The 15,777-nt window shown below is 60.0% G+C and carries 16 protein-coding genes; 9 read left to right on the forward strand and 7 right to left on the reverse strand.

Annotated elements, in window-relative coordinates; genetic code table 11:
• Nucleotides 1-118 precede the first annotated feature (118 nt).
• Nucleotides 119-1,087, forward strand: a complete 969-nt coding sequence (locus HB630_RS17090; protein ID WP_213773438.1) for a hypothetical protein — start codon at nt 119-121, stop codon at nt 1,085-1,087.
• 92 nt (nt 1,088-1,179) lie between these two features.
• Here the strand turns inward: HB630_RS17090 and HB630_RS17095 are convergent, their stop codons facing one another.
• Together HB630_RS17095 and HB630_RS17100 are read right to left on the reverse strand one after the other, a co-directional pair.
• Nucleotides 1,180-2,037 (reverse strand): PEPxxWA-CTERM sorting domain-containing protein, encoded by an 858-nt coding sequence (locus tag HB630_RS17095; RefSeq protein ID WP_213773439.1) that lies wholly within the window; start codon nt 2,035-2,037, stop codon nt 1,180-1,182.
• A 424-nt stretch (nt 2,038-2,461) separates the two neighbouring features.
• The gene (locus HB630_RS17100; RefSeq protein ID WP_213773440.1) at nt 2,462-2,641 is read right to left on the reverse strand and encodes a hypothetical protein; all 180 of its coding nucleotides are present in this window, start codon (nt 2,639-2,641) and stop codon (nt 2,462-2,464) included.
• 2,024 nt (nt 2,642-4,665) lie between these two features.
• Here HB630_RS17100 and HB630_RS17105 point away from each other — a divergent pair.
• The 4 genes from HB630_RS17105 to HB630_RS17120 all read left to right on the forward strand — a co-directional run bounded on the left by HB630_RS17105 (nt 4,666) and on the right by HB630_RS17120 (nt 6,607).
• On the forward strand, nt 4,666-5,373 hold the full coding sequence (locus HB630_RS17105) for a cyclic nucleotide-binding domain-containing protein (protein ID WP_213773441.1): 708 nt from the start codon (nt 4,666-4,668) through the stop codon (nt 5,371-5,373).
• A gap of 172 nt (nt 5,374-5,545) precedes the next feature.
• Complete coding sequence (locus HB630_RS17110; protein ID WP_213773442.1) at nt 5,546-5,797, forward strand: hypothetical protein; 252 nt, start codon at nt 5,546-5,548, stop codon at nt 5,795-5,797.
• A 366-nt stretch (nt 5,798-6,163) separates the two neighbouring features.
• Nucleotides 6,164-6,313: a hypothetical protein gene (locus HB630_RS17115; RefSeq protein WP_213773443.1), complete on the forward strand. Its 150-nt coding sequence runs from the start codon at nt 6,164-6,166 to the stop codon at nt 6,311-6,313.
• Nucleotides 6,314-6,370: 57 nt separating this feature from the next.
• Nucleotides 6,371-6,607, forward strand: a complete 237-nt coding sequence (locus HB630_RS17120) for a hypothetical protein (protein ID WP_213773444.1) — start codon at nt 6,371-6,373, stop codon at nt 6,605-6,607.
• Nucleotides 6,608-6,669: 62 nt separating this feature from the next.
• Here the strand turns inward: HB630_RS17120 and HB630_RS17125 are convergent, their stop codons facing one another.
• Nucleotides 6,670-6,999: a hypothetical protein gene (locus HB630_RS17125; protein WP_213773445.1), complete on the reverse strand. Its 330-nt coding sequence runs from the start codon at nt 6,997-6,999 to the stop codon at nt 6,670-6,672.
• Nucleotides 7,000-8,229: 1,230 nt separating this feature from the next.
• Here HB630_RS17125 and HB630_RS17130 point away from each other — a divergent pair.
• The gene (locus tag HB630_RS17130; RefSeq protein ID WP_213773446.1) at nt 8,230-8,850 is read left to right on the forward strand and encodes a recombinase family protein; all 621 of its coding nucleotides are present in this window, start codon (nt 8,230-8,232) and stop codon (nt 8,848-8,850) included.
• Between the two features lie 418 nt (nt 8,851-9,268).
• Nucleotides 9,269-9,673, forward strand: coding sequence for a hypothetical protein (locus tag HB630_RS17135; protein ID WP_213773447.1), 405 nt, complete (start codon nt 9,269-9,271; stop codon nt 9,671-9,673).
• A gap of 21 nt (nt 9,674-9,694) precedes the next feature.
• Here the strand turns inward: HB630_RS17135 and HB630_RS17140 are convergent, their stop codons facing one another.
• From HB630_RS17140 to HB630_RS17150, 3 genes are all read right to left on the reverse strand, one after another.
• A complete protein-coding gene (locus tag HB630_RS17140) occupies nt 9,695-10,138 on the reverse strand; it encodes a hypothetical protein (RefSeq protein ID WP_213773448.1) in 444 nt (147 codons plus the stop codon).
• Nucleotides 10,139-10,293: 155 nt separating this feature from the next.
• Nucleotides 10,294-10,665 carry a DUF883 family protein gene (locus HB630_RS17145; protein WP_213773449.1) on the reverse strand — a complete coding sequence of 124 codons (372 nt, stop codon included), beginning with the start codon at nt 10,663-10,665 and terminating at the stop codon, nt 10,294-10,296.
• 79 nt (nt 10,666-10,744) lie between these two features.
• Nucleotides 10,745-11,872, reverse strand: a complete 1,128-nt coding sequence (locus HB630_RS17150) for an AI-2E family transporter (protein ID WP_346656105.1) — start codon at nt 11,870-11,872, stop codon at nt 10,745-10,747.
• Between the two features lie 230 nt (nt 11,873-12,102).
• On the opposite strand from HB630_RS17150, the gene HB630_RS17155 reads away from it, so the two are divergent.
• Together HB630_RS17155 and HB630_RS17160 are read left to right on the forward strand one after the other, a co-directional pair.
• On the forward strand, nt 12,103-12,900 hold the full coding sequence (locus HB630_RS17155; RefSeq protein ID WP_213773451.1) for a L,D-transpeptidase: 798 nt from the start codon (nt 12,103-12,105) through the stop codon (nt 12,898-12,900).
• Nucleotides 12,901-12,928: 28 nt separating this feature from the next.
• The gene (locus tag HB630_RS17160) at nt 12,929-13,591 is read left to right on the forward strand and encodes a DUF2865 domain-containing protein (RefSeq protein ID WP_213773452.1); all 663 of its coding nucleotides are present in this window, start codon (nt 12,929-12,931) and stop codon (nt 13,589-13,591) included.
• Between the two features lie 49 nt (nt 13,592-13,640).
• Here HB630_RS17160 and HB630_RS17165 read toward each other — a convergent pair whose 3' ends face one another.
• On the reverse strand, nt 13,641-15,734 hold the full coding sequence (locus HB630_RS17165) for a methyl-accepting chemotaxis protein (protein WP_213773453.1): 2,094 nt from the start codon (nt 15,732-15,734) through the stop codon (nt 13,641-13,643).
• Nucleotides 15,735-15,777: the final 43 nt, after the last annotated feature.

The following is a 15,777-nucleotide window of genomic DNA, read 5'->3' on the forward strand; positions in this document are numbered from 1 at the left end:
CGTGTATCGTCGGCTTGAGCGATGGGAACGGGAGGGCCGGATCACCAAGAGTGGCGCGCCGGGTGGTCGCTGGCTGATAACCGCCGTAACGGACGGCTCTGTGGCCGAGGACCGTGTGGTGTCCACCACCACGGACGCCCTGTCCACGGAGGTGGACAGGGCGGACAACGAGAAATCTCAAGAGCTTGCGCCGATACTGTCAGGACCTGTTTCATCTTGTGTCCACCTGGGGGAGCGACGTCCGGACGCACGGTCGGACACGGGGAGTGCCAGTGGACGCATTATCCGGATGACCATCTCAGCAGTTCTTGCCGCAATCGCCCTGGCGATCGCGTGGTTCGGGATCAGGATCAACGCGTGGTACGGCGCAACGCTCGGCCGCACCGCTGAGGCGTCGGAGCTGCTTTCAGGGCTTTCGGTCGCTGCAGACGTTCTGGCGCTTCTGCTACCGGCCGTGAGTCGGCGACTGTGGTTCGATCGACAGATCGGCGCCGCCGCCATAGCCTCGGGCTTGTGGGTACTTACAGTGGCCGTCGCACTGATCGCCAGCGTCGGTTTCGCATCACTCAACATCGCCGACGTGACCGCAGCCCGGACGAAGACGGCTTCGGACCTTCAGCGGCTCGCCGCAAATCTCGAACAGCTTCGCGCCGAGCGTCTCGCTATCCGTGAGCTGCGATCGGTAGCGGCGATAGATGCCGAGATCCAGATGGCGCGGCCGGGAGCCTCGGCCGTGTGGAAGGCAACGACGGGCTGTACCGACGTGACGATGCCGAGATCCGGCGAGGTCTGCGCGCCACTCCTCGCGCTGCGCCAGGCCCGCGGCGAGGCCATGCGCCGGGATGCTATCGATGCCGAGCTGCGGGATCTGGCGGTGGAGAACGGGCGTCTGCCGGCGGTGACCAAGGCTGATCCCCAGGCCGACGCCGCTGCACAACTCGCCCGCTGGCTCACCGGGGGCTTTCTGCCGATCACGCCGGATGACGTCGCCATGGCGCGCATCGCTGGTATGGTCCTTCTGCCGCAGATCGGCGGCTTGGTGATGATGCTTGCGATGGCGCTATGCCGCGCGCAGGTCAGGCAGTAACAGGGGCAGGATTGAGGCGCTTTGATTAAATCAGCAATGGCCCAAAAGAAAAGCCGCCCGGAGGCGGCTCTTTGGATCGATGTCTGACAGGGTTAGGCGAGGCGAAGCGTCGGCCCGCTCTGCTTGCGGCGATACGCCATGAAGCCGAGACCACAGAAGCCCAAAATCATCATCGCCCAGGTGGAGGGCTCCGGAACAGCAGACGCGATGCCTTGGCTCAAATCGATAGTGTAGCCTGCGAAATCCGGAGAGATTGCGAGCGTGGCATTTACAGATGATGAGCCGTAAGCCTCGGCGCTGCTTGAGTGTACTTGGGCTGTCGCTCCGAGCAAAATCTCATACACTGTGTTCGATTCAACGTCGAAATCAACACTGTAATTCGCCGCTCCATCAAAGCCGGTGGCCGGCGTGAAAATTTGATTAATAGGACCTGGTTGAGGATTATAGCCGGTGCAGCCGGCGGAAAAGCTGCAGGCTGCTACCGTTGCAATGTGTTGTCCACCGCTTGGATAAACCTCCATGAAGGCACTGGCCGTATTGCCCCCAACTCCGCTCGCTTGAATTATGCCAGTTGCGTCCACTGGCACGGCGATATTGGAAGGTCCAGAAACCTCGAAGTAATACGTCAGAAAGGCGGCGGGTTGCCCGATCGAAGTGTACGGTGGATTGGCAACTGTTGCCGCAGCATAGGGAGGTTGGATAGAGGAAGAAGTCTGGTTCCCCGGAGACACAGTAGCAGTGCTCAAATTGTCCGGTCCATCGGTGATCGTCACCGTCGTTGCCGGCGACCAAGTGTCGTCGCCATACGAATGCGTATCAAGGGAGCTTAGCTGAACCACACCAATACTATTCGGCAAGGAAACGGTATCCGCCGAGGCGGCGTTAGCCGCCAATGCTCCAGCAAGCGATATCAAAGCAAAAAGCTTCCTGTGTGGAAATAATTTTGTCATCTTACACCTAGGGGTTGAAGTAAACTGAAACCTAGCCCATCCCAGACGAGGAGCGATCATTTCGCAACCACAGGGCGAGGGCAAGAGGCCACTACTCGAAATCTGAATGGGAATCGAGATCTGCCGTCTTTCAGCAACGATTAATTTGAAATCAGGGTAGGCACCGGTGTAGGCGCTTTTTCGGTGAACGCGCCCCGTTACTTCCCCCTTCTGAAACGAATAAACCGGGAGAGGTAACGAAGAAACCTGAATCAGCCTCACTTCGGTGGCGGGACATTGATCTTTTTCTGTTGACCGGATCGTTCCTGGTTCTATTGGAACGAGAGAGCCCGTTATGAAAGTTCGGCGAGCGCGAGGTGCGGCTATCACTCCCTTCTGCTCTTCCCACCGATAGCCTTAGCCAATTGGTTAGGGTTGGGGCCGTTTAGGCATCATTGGATGCCGCCGTCATCTGGACGCCCTGCTTGATGCCCTCCGCACGCCCTTCGGCAATACCTTGAGCAATGGCCAAAGCAACCCTATCGGATAAGTCGCCAGACTGGTCGACCGCCGGGATTTGGGCCGCGAGGATTTCTCGCGCCCGTGCAACGTCTGTTGGGGTCATGTATATTTGCATGATCCCGAATATGCGCTCGGAATCGGTAGTTTTCCATCCCCGCCGGCTGCCACAATTAAACTGATCCACCGACGCCTGTGTCGCTTTTGATGCTCTGGAAGCGCCGGCTTACTCTTCCCGCCGGAGGGAAGAGTAGCTTGCGGATTTTGATTGCCGGAGCTCCGGCAAATTTGCCGCACCACCGATCGCGCGGGGAAACCGGTTCCCTGACGGAACCGGTTTCAGGCTCTTCCGCCATGGAAGCGGCAGACGCCCTCGGAATTGTATCTAGGGGTATATTTTCGGATCTTGGCAAATCCTGCACATGCGAAGGATTTGAGAAACGCGCCAGACTGGGGAATTCCCCAGTTGGAGGCCGCTCGCTCTTCGGTTCGCTCCCCGACCGCGCGGGCCATCTTCAAATACGCAACGTATTGCGCTTTTGCGGCTCGGGCGGCCACTTATGGCGTAGTTCAAGATGCAAATTTGCATCTTGAGCACGCTCTACCGCTTCCGTCTTGGCAGGGTAGCCCCGAAAATCAACGTTGGTCGATAGGGCTGCATCCCTCCAGCCTGGAACACATCTGCTATCCCGCGCCCTGTCAGACTTTCTGCTCCGCCACGTCGGCGACCAGCGCCGGCTATGCATATTGTGCAAGTGACGGGTCAATTGTGGCGACGTTGGAATCATTTGGAATCGCTTGGCGCGCGCAAGGAATCCCAATGGAATCCTTTGGAAGTTTGGCTGCGATCACTATGGTCGGTAGACGGAAATTTTGCGTTCCAGTTTGGATCTGAGGATCCCTGCCGAACATTACCAATCAGAATCAGGATGAATCCCCTGGGGATGGAAACCGTCCTGAGCCGGGCGGTCCGGGGACTCAACAGGACTCAGGTTTGGGACCCAGGACTCTTAGACGGGTCCGCGGCGCGCCCGTCGAGAAAGAGGCGAGCTGAATCTCATCGAATCCAAATGACCGGCAGCATGCCGTCTCCCTGACGGAGATCGCAGATTGTAGTAGACGCTGCGTCCGCCCGACGGCTCCCGACGACCCCCGACGGCTTGCCATTTCTCCAAAAACCCCTGTGGTTATTGAGTTTCCGACGGCTTCGACGGCTTCGACGGCTCCTATTCTTTTTAAGAAAAGGGGTTCTATAGAACAAGGAGAGGCAGCCGCCGCCCAGGACGGGCCCAGGAGCCACGTCGTGATGAGAATGAAGAGGGGAATAGCCGTCGGAGCCGTCGGAGGCGTCAGACCTCACGCAATATCAGATACTTAGATCAATTTCAGTAGCCGTCGGGCATCGTCGCGCGCCGTCGGTGCCTGGCGTCCTTGCTCTTCACCACCGAACGCCTCCGGATCCGGCGCGCAACAATCTCACTATGTGCAAGATTTACGGAAGGTGCCGCCGCCCGACGCCTTGTGTCGGAAATGATGGAGGAGGGGTGCGGGTAACGCCATCCATTCCATAAACGAGCGATATTGACTGGCGGCAGGCGTGGTGTTGCCGCAAGCTCACGACATCACCGTCCTCCCTCGGCAAACACCGGTGACTGAGAGTTCTGTAAGCTCCCGCCTGAGTTAAGGCGCGAACCATGAGTATCTATCAACGTCCGCCGTGTCCTCGATGCCAAACAGCGGCCGCGCTGGTACATATCACCTCCGGCTCCGCGAGCTTTGACATCCGAACATTCGAATGTCCTGCTTGCGATCATGTTCATCAGCGTGTGGTCGATCTTATCGATCCGATGAAATCCCCGGAAACGGCAGCCTGGCTCCGGGGAGAATTGCGGACGCCAACGTAAAGGGCACACGCAGTGGAGCACCCGGCGGGATCTTCTTTTCCATGCCTGCCGGAGGGAAGGACTGGCGTCAGCAGCCAATTTGCCGCAGCCCGTAGGTAGGGAACGTGCAAAATTGACCATCTTTCCGGAGCGGCACGGTGCATATTAGTTGAATCACCGCACCGCTTTCTCGGCTTTCATCGGTGACTGAGAGTTTTGCGCTCCCGCCCTTTCCAAGGAAAGCGCAGTGCAGAAACCACCGCGGCCTGTCAGGCCTGTCGAAAGCGATCCTCGCAAGTTCCTGGCGCAGATCGGCGTCGGGAGATCGACCTCCGATTATAAGAAAAATACCAACATCTTTGTCCAGGGGGCGGGCGCGGATTCGGTCTTCTACATCCAGGATGGGCGGGTGAAGGTCACGGTCACCTCCGAACAAGGCAAGGAAGCGATCGTTGGGATCTTGGAAACGGGGCAATTTTTCGGTGAGGGCTGTCTCAGCGGCCAAGCGCATCGGATGGCAACGACGAGGACGCTGACAGATTGCCGTTTAACGTCCATCGAGAAAGATTCGATGTTCGAGGCGCTCGAGAATCAGCCTGCCTTCTCCAAATTCTTTATGGGCCACCTGCTGAGCAGAAACAGCAGGATTGAAGGTGACATAATTGACCAACTTTTTAATTCGAGTGAAAGGCGGCTGGCTCGTCTTCTTTTGCTTCTCGCAAATTATGGCAAGGAAGGCAGTTCACCAGTCATCCCCGTTACTCTCAACCAGGAAGCGCTTGCCGAGATGATAGGTACCACCCGATCCCGCGTCAGTTTCTTCATGAACAAATTCCGCAGGCTCGGCTGGATCGACTACAACGGCACGATCCAAGTTCACCAATCGCTGCTGAACGCCGTTCTGCACGACAAGCCTGAGATAAGGGAGGGTGATGAGACCCTTGGCTTGGCATGAACTTCCGGTTGGGGCTTGGCGTCGGCGCCAGATATAGGCTCTTCCCCGCTGTGTTCCAAAGCAACGAGGAAACGATAGATAAAACGGTTCGACTCTAATTAGGAATGTAAGCAATGGTCTCTGCTCTGATTTATCTCAAGGCCTTGGAGACAAGAGCCACGGCAGCCGCGCTGTGAAAATTCGCCGCCACTCCGAAAGCCATATCGTCGAACTGGACGACGGATCGACGTGGCGGGTGTTCCCGGGCGACCTCGACGTCACGCTTAATTGGCGACCAGAGACCGATCTTAAACTCGTTCACATCGACGACGACGTCAGTTCGCACGCTCTCCTAAACAACGGCGACAACAGCCGTGTGCGCGTGTTGCCGACCAGCGAAAAGTGGCCGGTCAAAGAGGTTAAGGCGATGCTCAAGAATGGCTAGCGCGTTCCAGGCGTTCGGGTGCGCGCTTATCGCGGCGCGCTCAGTGTCGACGGCCCAAGGATGTCATTTGAACGACGATAAAAGCCCGCTGATCAATCTCTTGAGCTGCATAGTCTGCAAAGAGACGATGAAGATTGAGAAAAGTGATCCCGACGCTGGAGGCAGCGACATGATCCAGTATCGTTGCGAGCGGTGTAACGGAATCGAGAGGGTGCGGCTCCTCCGGCGAAGTCGAGATGGGGTAGGCTGATTACCGTGCTCCCGCGCGGTAGCGCTGCCTGTGCCCTCTCGGGCTCGATCAAGCTGGCGAAGTTGTCGATGACCACGGCACCGCCTGCTTCGTGAAATTTGCGTGAATGAATGATATTGACCAGCGAAAATGCGTTGTGCGACGGCACGCGGTTTATCCGCCCAACGTTACCTTTACAATACGTGATGTATCTGCGCGGTTGGGGCAGTCTGAAATTTTCTGACTCAATGGCGTTTGTGCCGCTGTCGAAAGAGGCCGCCAATTGAGGCCGCCTGTTCGGAACATTATCGTCCGGGGGAGCTTGACAAACTAGAGGTTGCCAAATGCCCCGCTATTTTTTTGATGTTAAGGACGGCCACAGGCTTTTTGATGCATCAGGTTTTCTTTGTGACGACGACACCGATGCAATCGTCAGGGCGACGGTGCTCGCCATAGGCGTTTCACTCAATAAGCCTGAAGACGATCCTGACCGCCGTGTCGCTGTAATCAACGACGAAGGGCGTGAGATCGGCAACGTGCCCGTGTATTCCAAGCCTTCATACGAAAATCCAACCAACTAAGGGTGGGCGCAGCAGAAACTGGCGTCGACTCACGAGAGGCCGGTTTCTGGCCCGACGTGGTGCTAATTGCTCATGCGGATCAGCGTGACCTCCAACTTCAGACCCGGCGACTGCTTTGCAAAGCCGGTGCATGAAGCGGTCACGCCACCATCGGAGTGGCCAGCCACAGTTATATCGATTTCGTCCACCCCAAATACGCCGGGCGGTCCAGGGGCAATTCGCTTGGCGAACACGGTGGCGGTGAAGCGCTCGCCGTCGCGCTCCCAATTTCCGGTGTAGGAGAACGCGCTGTCGCCGCCGCTAAGTTCTCCGTTGGAGCCTAGCTCCACGACCCCGGCCCCTTCGCCGATCGGTGTTTTAAACCAAACGGAATATCTACCCACAACGATCAATGGGATGCTCTCCGAACCGGCTCTAGTCTCTGCTGCACCGCCAAGCCCTTAAGGCGCAAAGCGTCCGAACCGTTCCACAAGCATAATGGCCCCGGCGCTTGGGGGAAACGCCGGGGCCTATGACCTGCTACCGGGACTGGGGGTGTCGCCGCGCGGCAAGCCTGCCAGGATTACGCTTGAGTCGAGATTTGGTTTCCGCCGTTTGTGCTGCCGGCCTGGTACGGCCAGAGCTGACGATTCCAAGCGGGAGGCCATTGCCAAACTCCACGCCGAATCGATACCGCGGGAGCCGCTCGGGTTGGTATGGAACCGGGGTAAATCAGGTGTCAGAAACCGCTCCACCAGGACGTTTACGTTAGAGATGGACACCCGTCACCCATCGGATCGCAAGATAGGCCGCGATAGCAGTCAACGCCGGGATCGCAAGGGAAAATAAGACACGGACCGTCATCAACCAGGCGTTCGCTTGCGGCGCTTCCACGGCCTGGCTTTCGGCAAGCGATCGAATACCAGTTTTGGCGTCGGCCCCCTGTGACATTTCAATCCGTCCGTCGGCCCGAGTTCGCCGGCGCGCTTCAGTTTGGCCGGGTCAAAGAAAACCCTGCACCGGAACGGGCAGGGTCCCGATGCAGGGGGTGAGAAGTTCTTGGAGTTAGTTCGGTGCCAGCCTGCACCTCTACAATCTAGTGATGTGACGACGCGCTGTCTGGTCAAAATAGCTCAATCATCGCGCCCAATAGCGTAACGATCAATTTGAGATCAGAGTAGGCACCAGCGTAGGCACATTTTCGGTGAACGCCCCCCGTTACTTCCCCCCTTCTGAAACGAATAAACCGGGAGAGTTAACGAAGAAACCTGAATCAGCGTGGGCACGGCGGCCGGGTCGATAATCGATCTTTCGGCAAGCCGATCTCCTCTTACCCGCGAGCCGTCTCGCCCGGCGCCCCTAAGTTTGGCGAACTGGCTTTCATCGCTCTGCTATGGGATGCCCGCTCCGCACGATCGTCAGTCGAAAAAATATTTAGGGAAAATGGTCAGTTCGAACCCGAGACCTGAATCCGGGTGGTGGCGTGTCGCCCCAGTTGCCTTGGTCGTATGCCCGCCGAAACGATGGTCTGTTTTGGGTACACCCTTAGCGAACCGGCTATGGATTGGTTCAATAAATCGATTTGACAATTCTAAATGAACCGATTTTATATGAACCATCCAAAATGAACCGAGGGGGTCAAAATGTTCGTTCGGGCTTATCTGAGGGCGTCGACTTCCGACCAGGATGCCAACCGTGCCCGGGACCAGCTCCGGTCCTTCGCCGCCGAGCGCAAGCTCACGATCGCCGCCTGGTATGTCGAGAATGAAAGCGGTGCGATGCTCGCCCGCCCGGAACTGTTCCGGCTTCTCGGCGACGCTCACCCCGGCGACATCCTCCTGGTCGAGCAGGTTGACCGTCTCTCGCGCTTGACCGCAGAGGACTGGGAACGCCTGAAGGCGGAATTGACGGCGCGACGCATGCGCGTGGTCGCGTTGGATCTGCCGACGTCCTGGATGATGGCCACCAACGCCGGCGATGAATTTACAGGCCGCATGTTCGAGGCCATCAATGGCATGCTGCTCGACATGCTCGCAGCCGTGGCCCGTAAGGACTACGTCGATCGGCGCCGGCGGCAGGCTCAGGGTCAAGCGAAGGCGAAGGTCGAAGGTCGCTATAAGGGGCGTCCGGAAGATGTGGAACGGAACGCGGCGATCGGGCGAATGCTCGCCTCGAAGCAGTCATGGGGTTCAATTCAGAGTGTGACCGGCTGTAGCCGTGCGACCATCGCGAAGATTGCCAAGCGCTTAAAGCAGGTTGCCTGATAGCCTCACGTCGACTTAGCGCCCCCCTATGCATGGATGATCGATAGACAACCCGTTAGGGCGTGACTTCAATCGCCGCGCCAAGCGCCCCTCGATACCTTTCGGTACTCACGTGGGTTGCAATAAGGTGGGGCGGATGGTGGGGCGGTCAAATTTATAAGGCCATAATCACGGGAAAAAAGTAGAGCGCGGCTGGCATCACCACAGCCGCGCCCTACATCGCCGGTCAATGGGGCAGGGGGGAATAACCGGCTGCCGGGATGACGCGCAGCTCCCCGGGATCGTTCCCTCGCTGACGCAAATTATTTTTGTACACGCCTAAGTGATAGCCGCCGCAGAGAACCCCGCCATCCCGCACCGCGTTATCCCGCTGATCGCCAAATATTGTCGATTGCCAAGGGGCGAGGGATGAATAGTCATGTCGCAGCTATCCAAGGGAATTTGTGGTTCGATTGCTCTTTCGCTGACATTTAGCGCAATTAGCGCGATTCAATTTGCGTCCGGTCGCGATCTCAGCCAATCCGAATCATCGGCCGAACTTAGTCCGGCCGCCGGCATCAATCGCGCGACGAAAACCGACCGCGCCATGCGCGTGCCGGTATCTGCGATGCGGACACAGACGATTTCGCTGCGGCTGAACGGCCTTTCCGATACGTCGGTGCTGGTTCGTTGGCCGATCGCTGGCGACGCGCATGGCCTCTCCCCGGGTCCCGCCGCCCTGACCAGGTCCGGCGGCGACAAGCCGGTGGTCGCTTGCGAGCCGGTGGTCAGCGTCCTGACCGAGGTCGCCAAGCAGCTTCAGCCCGGCCGCTGCGTGACCTGAGCGATCAGGAGTTCTGAATGATCAGGCCTTCGGCGCTTCGTCATCCGAAGCGCGCGCGTTGCCGCGGCCGGCCATCAATCCCAGCGCCAGTCCGCCGACGGCCAAAAGTGGAACAAGCCTCCTGATGCCAACCGCCCGCACCACCTGGATGGCCGCCGCCACCAGCATCGGGTCGGCCAGCGGCGAGCGCGTCGCGGATTTCGCGGCCTCGGCGGCCCGAGCCCTGATCCGGCTTTTGCGCGCCATGTAATAACCTGCCGTGATCAGCGCGATCACGAAGAAGATGGCCGCGCCCGTCAGGCAGGCTTCGACCGGGCCATATCTCTGAAGCACGATGATAAAGGCCGCCGCGCACAGAAAACATATCACGACCAGCAAGGCCGCCGCCGCCATCGCGGCGAGCGATGTCAGCCGTATCGCCGTGCCCGCCGCTTGCTTGAAATCATCGATCATGCGCTGAAACATCGCAGGCCCCGGTGTAAAGGTGCAAATGATATTGGAAAACAGGACGGCTGCGCCGTGTGCGCCGCCGCTCGAATCAGGCAATCGACTGCGAGGGTGCGGTCATCGGCCGCACATTTTCGGTTCGGTTACTTGCGCCATCTCTGCTTGCGGCGTGTTTATTTGCGCCATGTCGCGCCGATCAAAAAGCCGATCCCAAGCGCCAGGCCTATGGTTGCGAGCGGGCGCTGCGCGACGACATCTTCCAGCGTTTCCTCGATCGAATGCGCCGCATCTTGAGCTGCGCCCATCACGGTGGCGCCGCGCTCGGACATATCATCGACCGCCGCATCGACATTGGCTCGGGCCTGCTTGTAACCGCGGCGCGCCTGCTTGCCGGCCGTGCCGGCGAAGCTGTTGAGTACTTCTGTGATCTGGTCGGCCAAGGCGGCGATATCGTTTTTCACGGCTGTGACATCCTTTTCGAGGCGTTCATAAGTTGCTTTATCCGTCATGTTTTTCATTCCGATTTCGCCATCCGTACTCGACATCAAAAGCTCCTGGAGATTGAAGATAGACTATGGAAAAACGCGCCGGATTCCCGGAAGTTCCTTGGCCGCGAGGTCCGGATCAATCCGCTGGAAATTGCGGCGCATCCACCGGCATCAGATGCTCTTTGAGAATGAGCGCCACGATCAAAAGCGGCGATGACAGGAAGCCGCCCATCGGCCCCCACAGCCATGTCCAGAACGCCAGCGCCATGAACACCGCGAGCGCGTTCAGCGCGAGCCGGCGGCCGATGATGGTCGGCGTGACGAAATGGCCTTCCATGAAGGCGATTCCGGCAAAGGCGAGCGGCGCGATCAGCCCGGCGCCGATCGTCGGAAACGCCATGACGCCGACCGCCGTCAGGATCACGAACGTCGCGACCGGCCCGATGATCGGGAGGAAATTCAACGTGGCGGCAAGTGCGCCAAGTCCCGCCGGGTTGGGCATTCCCGTGAGCGCGCAGACCAGGCCGGTTGCGATGCCGACCCCGGTGTTGATCATCGTCACGGTCAGGAGATAGCTGCCGAGCTGCACCTCGATTGCGTTGAGGATGCGCAGCATCCGCAGCCGGTCCTCCTGACCGCCGAACGTCATGATCAGCGTGCGCCGCAGATCCTTCCAGCTCGCGATGAACAACACCAGCGTCGCGCAGAACAGCAGAAATTCCGTGAGCGTCGGCGACAGAAATTCCAGCGTCGGCTGAACCCATTCGATCTTCGGCAACTGAAACGGGGTCAGCGTCGGTGCCGCGCCAACCATGTTCTGCAGGTCCTGCCAGAGCGCCAGCGGGCGATCGAACAAATGAAGCTTGTCCCTTAGCCGCGTGGCCAGTTCAGGCAGCCGCGTGCTCCATTCCATCAGCGGGGAGGAAATCAAGCCCACCATGAAGGTCACGGCTGCTGCGACGGCGCTGACGATCACGACGGCGCCGACGGAACGCGGAATTCGGTATCGCTCGAGGAAGCTTGCGGCCGGCGACAGCATGGTGCCGACCACGAACGCCATCACGACCGGAAGAAAGAACGCCTTGGCGACGTAAAGCACCGCGATGACACAAATGACGAGGAGCACGGCGAGCGAAAACGCAACGAGATCGGCACGGTGGATAACAGGCGACAAAGCGCCTTTGCTGTCGGGAGCGGGAGTGCTTGTCCGCTTGTCGGAGAGAAAACGTCCACTGGAAGGGACACGACTGGGAAGGACACGCACGAGGGTTCTCCTTCCCTCGATCGAGGGCGCTGCAGCCGGCACGCGCATATTGCGAAAGCCTGCGCCTCCCTCCAATCCGCAAGCGCGCGGAAGGTTCCGTCGCAGAGACGTGAAGCCATTTATGCTTGACAGGGGGGTGTTACGAATCGCCGCGGGGGAACTGTGAGGGGCCGGTGCGCGTTTGTTGGGTCTGTGCATCGGCGTGATGCACATCCGTTCAGGGGCGTCTCATGACACAGCCATTATTTGCAGCCACTCGCAGGACGTCGGTCCGCGCGGCCGGTATGTTCGTCTTTGCCGGCACGTTGTTGCTATCGCCTCTTGCCGGTACGGCAAACGCGCAGGCGCTCGGCTATTCGGCCGCGCCGCAGCCGGCATTTTCGTCAGACAACATCATGGCACCCGATCAGCCGGCGCTGACCGATGACGGCGATGGCGGAGCGGCAAACGTTCTGCCCGAGCGGCTGCGGCGCGCGATCGTCAATCTCGACACCCGCGAAGCGCCCGGCACCGTCATCATCGATACCGGCGACACCACGCTCTATTACGTGCTCGGTCACGGCCAGGCCATTCGATATGGCATCGGCGTCGGCCGCCAGGGCTTTACCTGGTCCGGCACGCAGACGATCTCGCGCAAGGCGGAGTGGCCGGATTGGCGTCCGCCGGCTGAAATGATTGCGCGCCAGCCTTATCTGCCGCGCTTTATGGCCGGCGGTCGCGGCAATCCGCTCGGCGCACGCGCCATGTATCTCGGTGCCAGCGAATATCGCATTCACGGCACCAACGATCCCTCGACTATCGGCAAGTTCGTCTCCAGCGGTTGTGTTCGTCTGACCAACGAAGATGTCGAGGATCTTTTCAGCCGCGTCGGAGTCGGCGCCAGGGTCGTGGTGCTGCCGAAGAACGGGCCGCATATCGAGGCGAGGGCGGCGATGCCGGATCGTGCCGCCACCGTTGCGCGTCCCGTGGTAACCAGGCTGCCATCGGGCCGCGAGGCGATGAACCTTGCGGTCTCGCCGGTTGATTGAGGCCGGCGACCGGTTTCCGGAGGCGAACATGCGTAGTCGATCCGAGAAGCGGCTGGGATTTTGGGCGGCGGCTATCGTATGCGGCTTTGCCGGCATTCTGTGTCCGGCGAGCACCGCGGAAGCCGGGGATTTTTTCTCCGCGTTATTCGATACATTTGGCGGTGGCCAGCCGCATGCGCCCGCGCTTCCATTACCCTTCGCCAATGAGGGCAACGGCCGTCCCGCTGTTCCGCAGGGCCAGACACGTTCGCGCTATGCAGGCGGCCAGGCCTATTGCGTGCGCAGCTGCGATGGGCGCTATTTCCCGATCGTGGGATCCGACAATGAGAGCCGGGCGGCGTCGTGCAACAGCTTCTGCCCGGCGAGCGAAACCAGGGTGGTCTATGGCAGCAATATCGACGAGGCAGCGACCGAGAGCGGCAAGCCATATTCCGAACTGCCGAATGCCTTTCGCTATCGCAACGAGATCGTTGCGGGCTGCACCTGCAACGGCAAGGACCAGTTCGGTCTTGCTCATGTCGACATCGGCAGCGATCCGACATTGCGCAAGGGCGACATCGTCGCCAGCGCTGACGGGCTGATGGCTGTCCAACGAGATCCGGACAAGCGCGGGGCGGCGCTGAATTTCTCGCGCGTTCCAACATCCGTGCTTGCGAAATACCGGCACGTGCCGGTGGTGGCTCGGGAGTAGCCTTATCGGTTCTGATTCAATCAGAACCGGGCTCTCATGGAGCGCCGGGTTAAGCCGCGCGGATATTGCCCAGGAACTGCGTCACCTGATCGCCCAGCGCCTGGCTCTGCGCCTCCAGTGTTTCGGACGCGAGCCTGACGTTCTCTGCGGCTGCCGCCGATGCGTCCGCGTCGGCTTTGACGCCGGTGATGTTGTCGGAGACGTTCTTGGTGCCCTGCGCGGCATGCTGGGTGCTGCGCGAGATCTCCTGGGTGGCGGTGCCCTGTTGCTGGACCGCGGCCGCGATCGCGGTGGCGACCTCGTTCACCTCGCCGATGCTGTTGCCGATGCCCTTGATGGCGTCGACGGCATCGCTGGCCACTTTCTGGATGTCGGCGATCTGCTCCGAAATGTCTTCGGTGGCCTTGGCGGTCTGGCTCGCCAGCGATTTGACCTCGGATGCCACCACGGCGAAGCCGCGGCCGGCATCGCCGGCTCGGGCGGCTTCGATGGTCGCGTTCAAGGCCAGCAGATTGGTCTGGGCGGCGATGGAGTTGATCAGGCCGATCACCTCGCCGATACGGCCGGCCGATTTCGCCAGTCCCTGCACCGTGCTGTCGGTCTCCCGCGCCTGATTGACCGCGCGGCTGGCGATCCCGGCCGCATGGGCCGCCTGCTGGCTGATGTCGTTGATCGAGGCGCTCAGTTCTTCCGAGGCAGAAGCGACATTCTCGACACTCATCGAGGCCTCGCCGGAAGCTTTTTCCGCGACTTCGACGCGCTCATTGGTCTGACGCGAGACGGTGGACAGGCTCGAGGATGTCGTCCGCATCTGGCCGGACGCATCACCGAGCTGTTGCAGCGTCTGGCGCACCTGGTCTTCGAATTTGCCGACAAGGGCCTCGATCGCCCGCTGCCGGGCAGCCGCACCGGCGTTGCGCTCGCGCTCCTGGGCTTCGATCTTGAGCTTGTCCGCGGCCTGTTGCTTGAAGGTTTCGAGCGCACCGGCCAGCGCGCCGATCTCGTCCTGCCGGTCGGCGTAACCGATATCGACCGCGAGATCGCCGGCGGCGACCTTCAGCATCGTATCGCGAATCCCGTGCAGCGGCCTGATGACGCGGCGACTGACCGCCATCATGCTGACAAACGCCACGCCCAGCGCCCCCGCCAGCAGCACCAGTTGCAGGATCAGCGATTGCTGCGCGGCGGCGATCTGTGAATCGGTGTAGGCCTTGGCCTCGTCGAGTGCCTTTTCCGCGAGCTTCACGGCGCTGCTCATGCGTCCGACGATCAGGGGAGTAAAGCTGGTTGCCGGCATTTCCGGCTTTTCTCCCGTGGCCAATGCATTCACAAGCCGATCGCTGAGCGCCAGAAACTGCGGGTCGAAATAGGCCGCCTTGACCTCGGCAAACGCCGTGGTGAGGCTCGGCGGCAACTGCATGCCCGAGGCCGAGAGCTCAAGTGCGGACCACGCGGTTTCGGTCCCGCCGATAAGCTTCACATAGTCTTTCTGCTGTTCCGGCGAAAGCTTGCCGCTGTTGAGCGCGTTGGACAGCATGATCGCGATATCGCCCTTGGTGTAGCGCAGCAACCATGCCGTTTGCTTGATCGCCAGAAGCTGGTCGACCACCGGATCGTGGTGATTCACCGCCGCCGCAAGTGCCGCGGAAATCTTTTCCAGGTTTGCGATCAGGGCGTTGTTGTTGTCGAAATATTCCTTGGCCAGCGACGGACGCCGTGACGCCTTGGGCTGGTGGATCTGGTCCCAGGATTCGGTTTGCAGGCCGAACAGGCTCTGGCTCAGCTGCTGCAATTCGGGAAGCAGCGAAGCCTTGCCCTCGAACTCTGCCTGCGGCAGCACGACAAGCGCTGCCCGCAGCGCCGGAGTCTCGCCATCCCGGAGGCCGCGAAGATATTGTTCGGTTTCGGCGGATATCGGGACGTCGGCGTTCAAGGAACGAGCGGTCGTGGACCGGTCGGTCCGCAGGTTATGCATGGCCCGGAAGGCGTCCCCCGAAGCGTCTGCAATGACCGAAATGCGCTTGGCGGCTTGCAACCGCTCCCATGAGTCCCATGCTCCGGAGGCCAAAAGGATGACGACGCCGGCTGCCATGATGGTCATGACAAACTTTAGCAACGCAGAAACTGTGATGCGATTCAGCATGGGTAGCCCCCGGGTTTGAGTGGTTAATAAGAGCCAAAAAGGT

This window comes from Bradyrhizobium sp. dw_78, from assembly GCF_018449525.1.
Taxonomy (GTDB): domain Bacteria; phylum Pseudomonadota; class Alphaproteobacteria; order Rhizobiales; family Xanthobacteraceae; genus Bradyrhizobium.

Coding starts and splice junctions, on each gene's coding strand:
- HB630_RS17135 (WP_213773447.1), top strand. CDS start 9,269: ATGTCGCAGCTATCCAAGGGAATTTGTGGTTCGATTGCTCTTTCGCTG.
- HB630_RS17140 (WP_213773448.1), bottom strand. CDS start 10,138: ATGTTTCAGCGCATGATCGATGATTTCAAGCAAGCGGCGGGCACGGCG.
- HB630_RS17165 (WP_213773453.1), bottom strand. CDS start 15,734: ATGCTGAATCGCATCACAGTTTCTGCGTTGCTAAAGTTTGTCATGACC.
- HB630_RS17095 (WP_213773439.1), bottom strand. CDS start 2,037: ATGACAAAATTATTTCCACACAGGAAGCTTTTTGCTTTGATATCGCTT.
- HB630_RS17155 (WP_213773451.1), top strand. CDS start 12,103: ATGACACAGCCATTATTTGCAGCCACTCGCAGGACGTCGGTCCGCGCG.
- HB630_RS17145 (WP_213773449.1), bottom strand. CDS start 10,665: ATGTCGAGTACGGATGGCGAAATCGGAATGAAAAACATGACGGATAAA.
- HB630_RS17160 (WP_213773452.1), top strand. CDS start 12,929: ATGCGTAGTCGATCCGAGAAGCGGCTGGGATTTTGGGCGGCGGCTATC.
- HB630_RS17120 (WP_213773444.1), top strand. CDS start 6,371: ATGCCCCGCTATTTTTTTGATGTTAAGGACGGCCACAGGCTTTTTGAT.
- HB630_RS17100 (WP_213773440.1), bottom strand. CDS start 2,641: ATGACCCCAACAGACGTTGCACGGGCGCGAGAAATCCTCGCGGCCCAA.
- HB630_RS17130 (WP_213773446.1), top strand. CDS start 8,230: ATGTTCGTTCGGGCTTATCTGAGGGCGTCGACTTCCGACCAGGATGCC.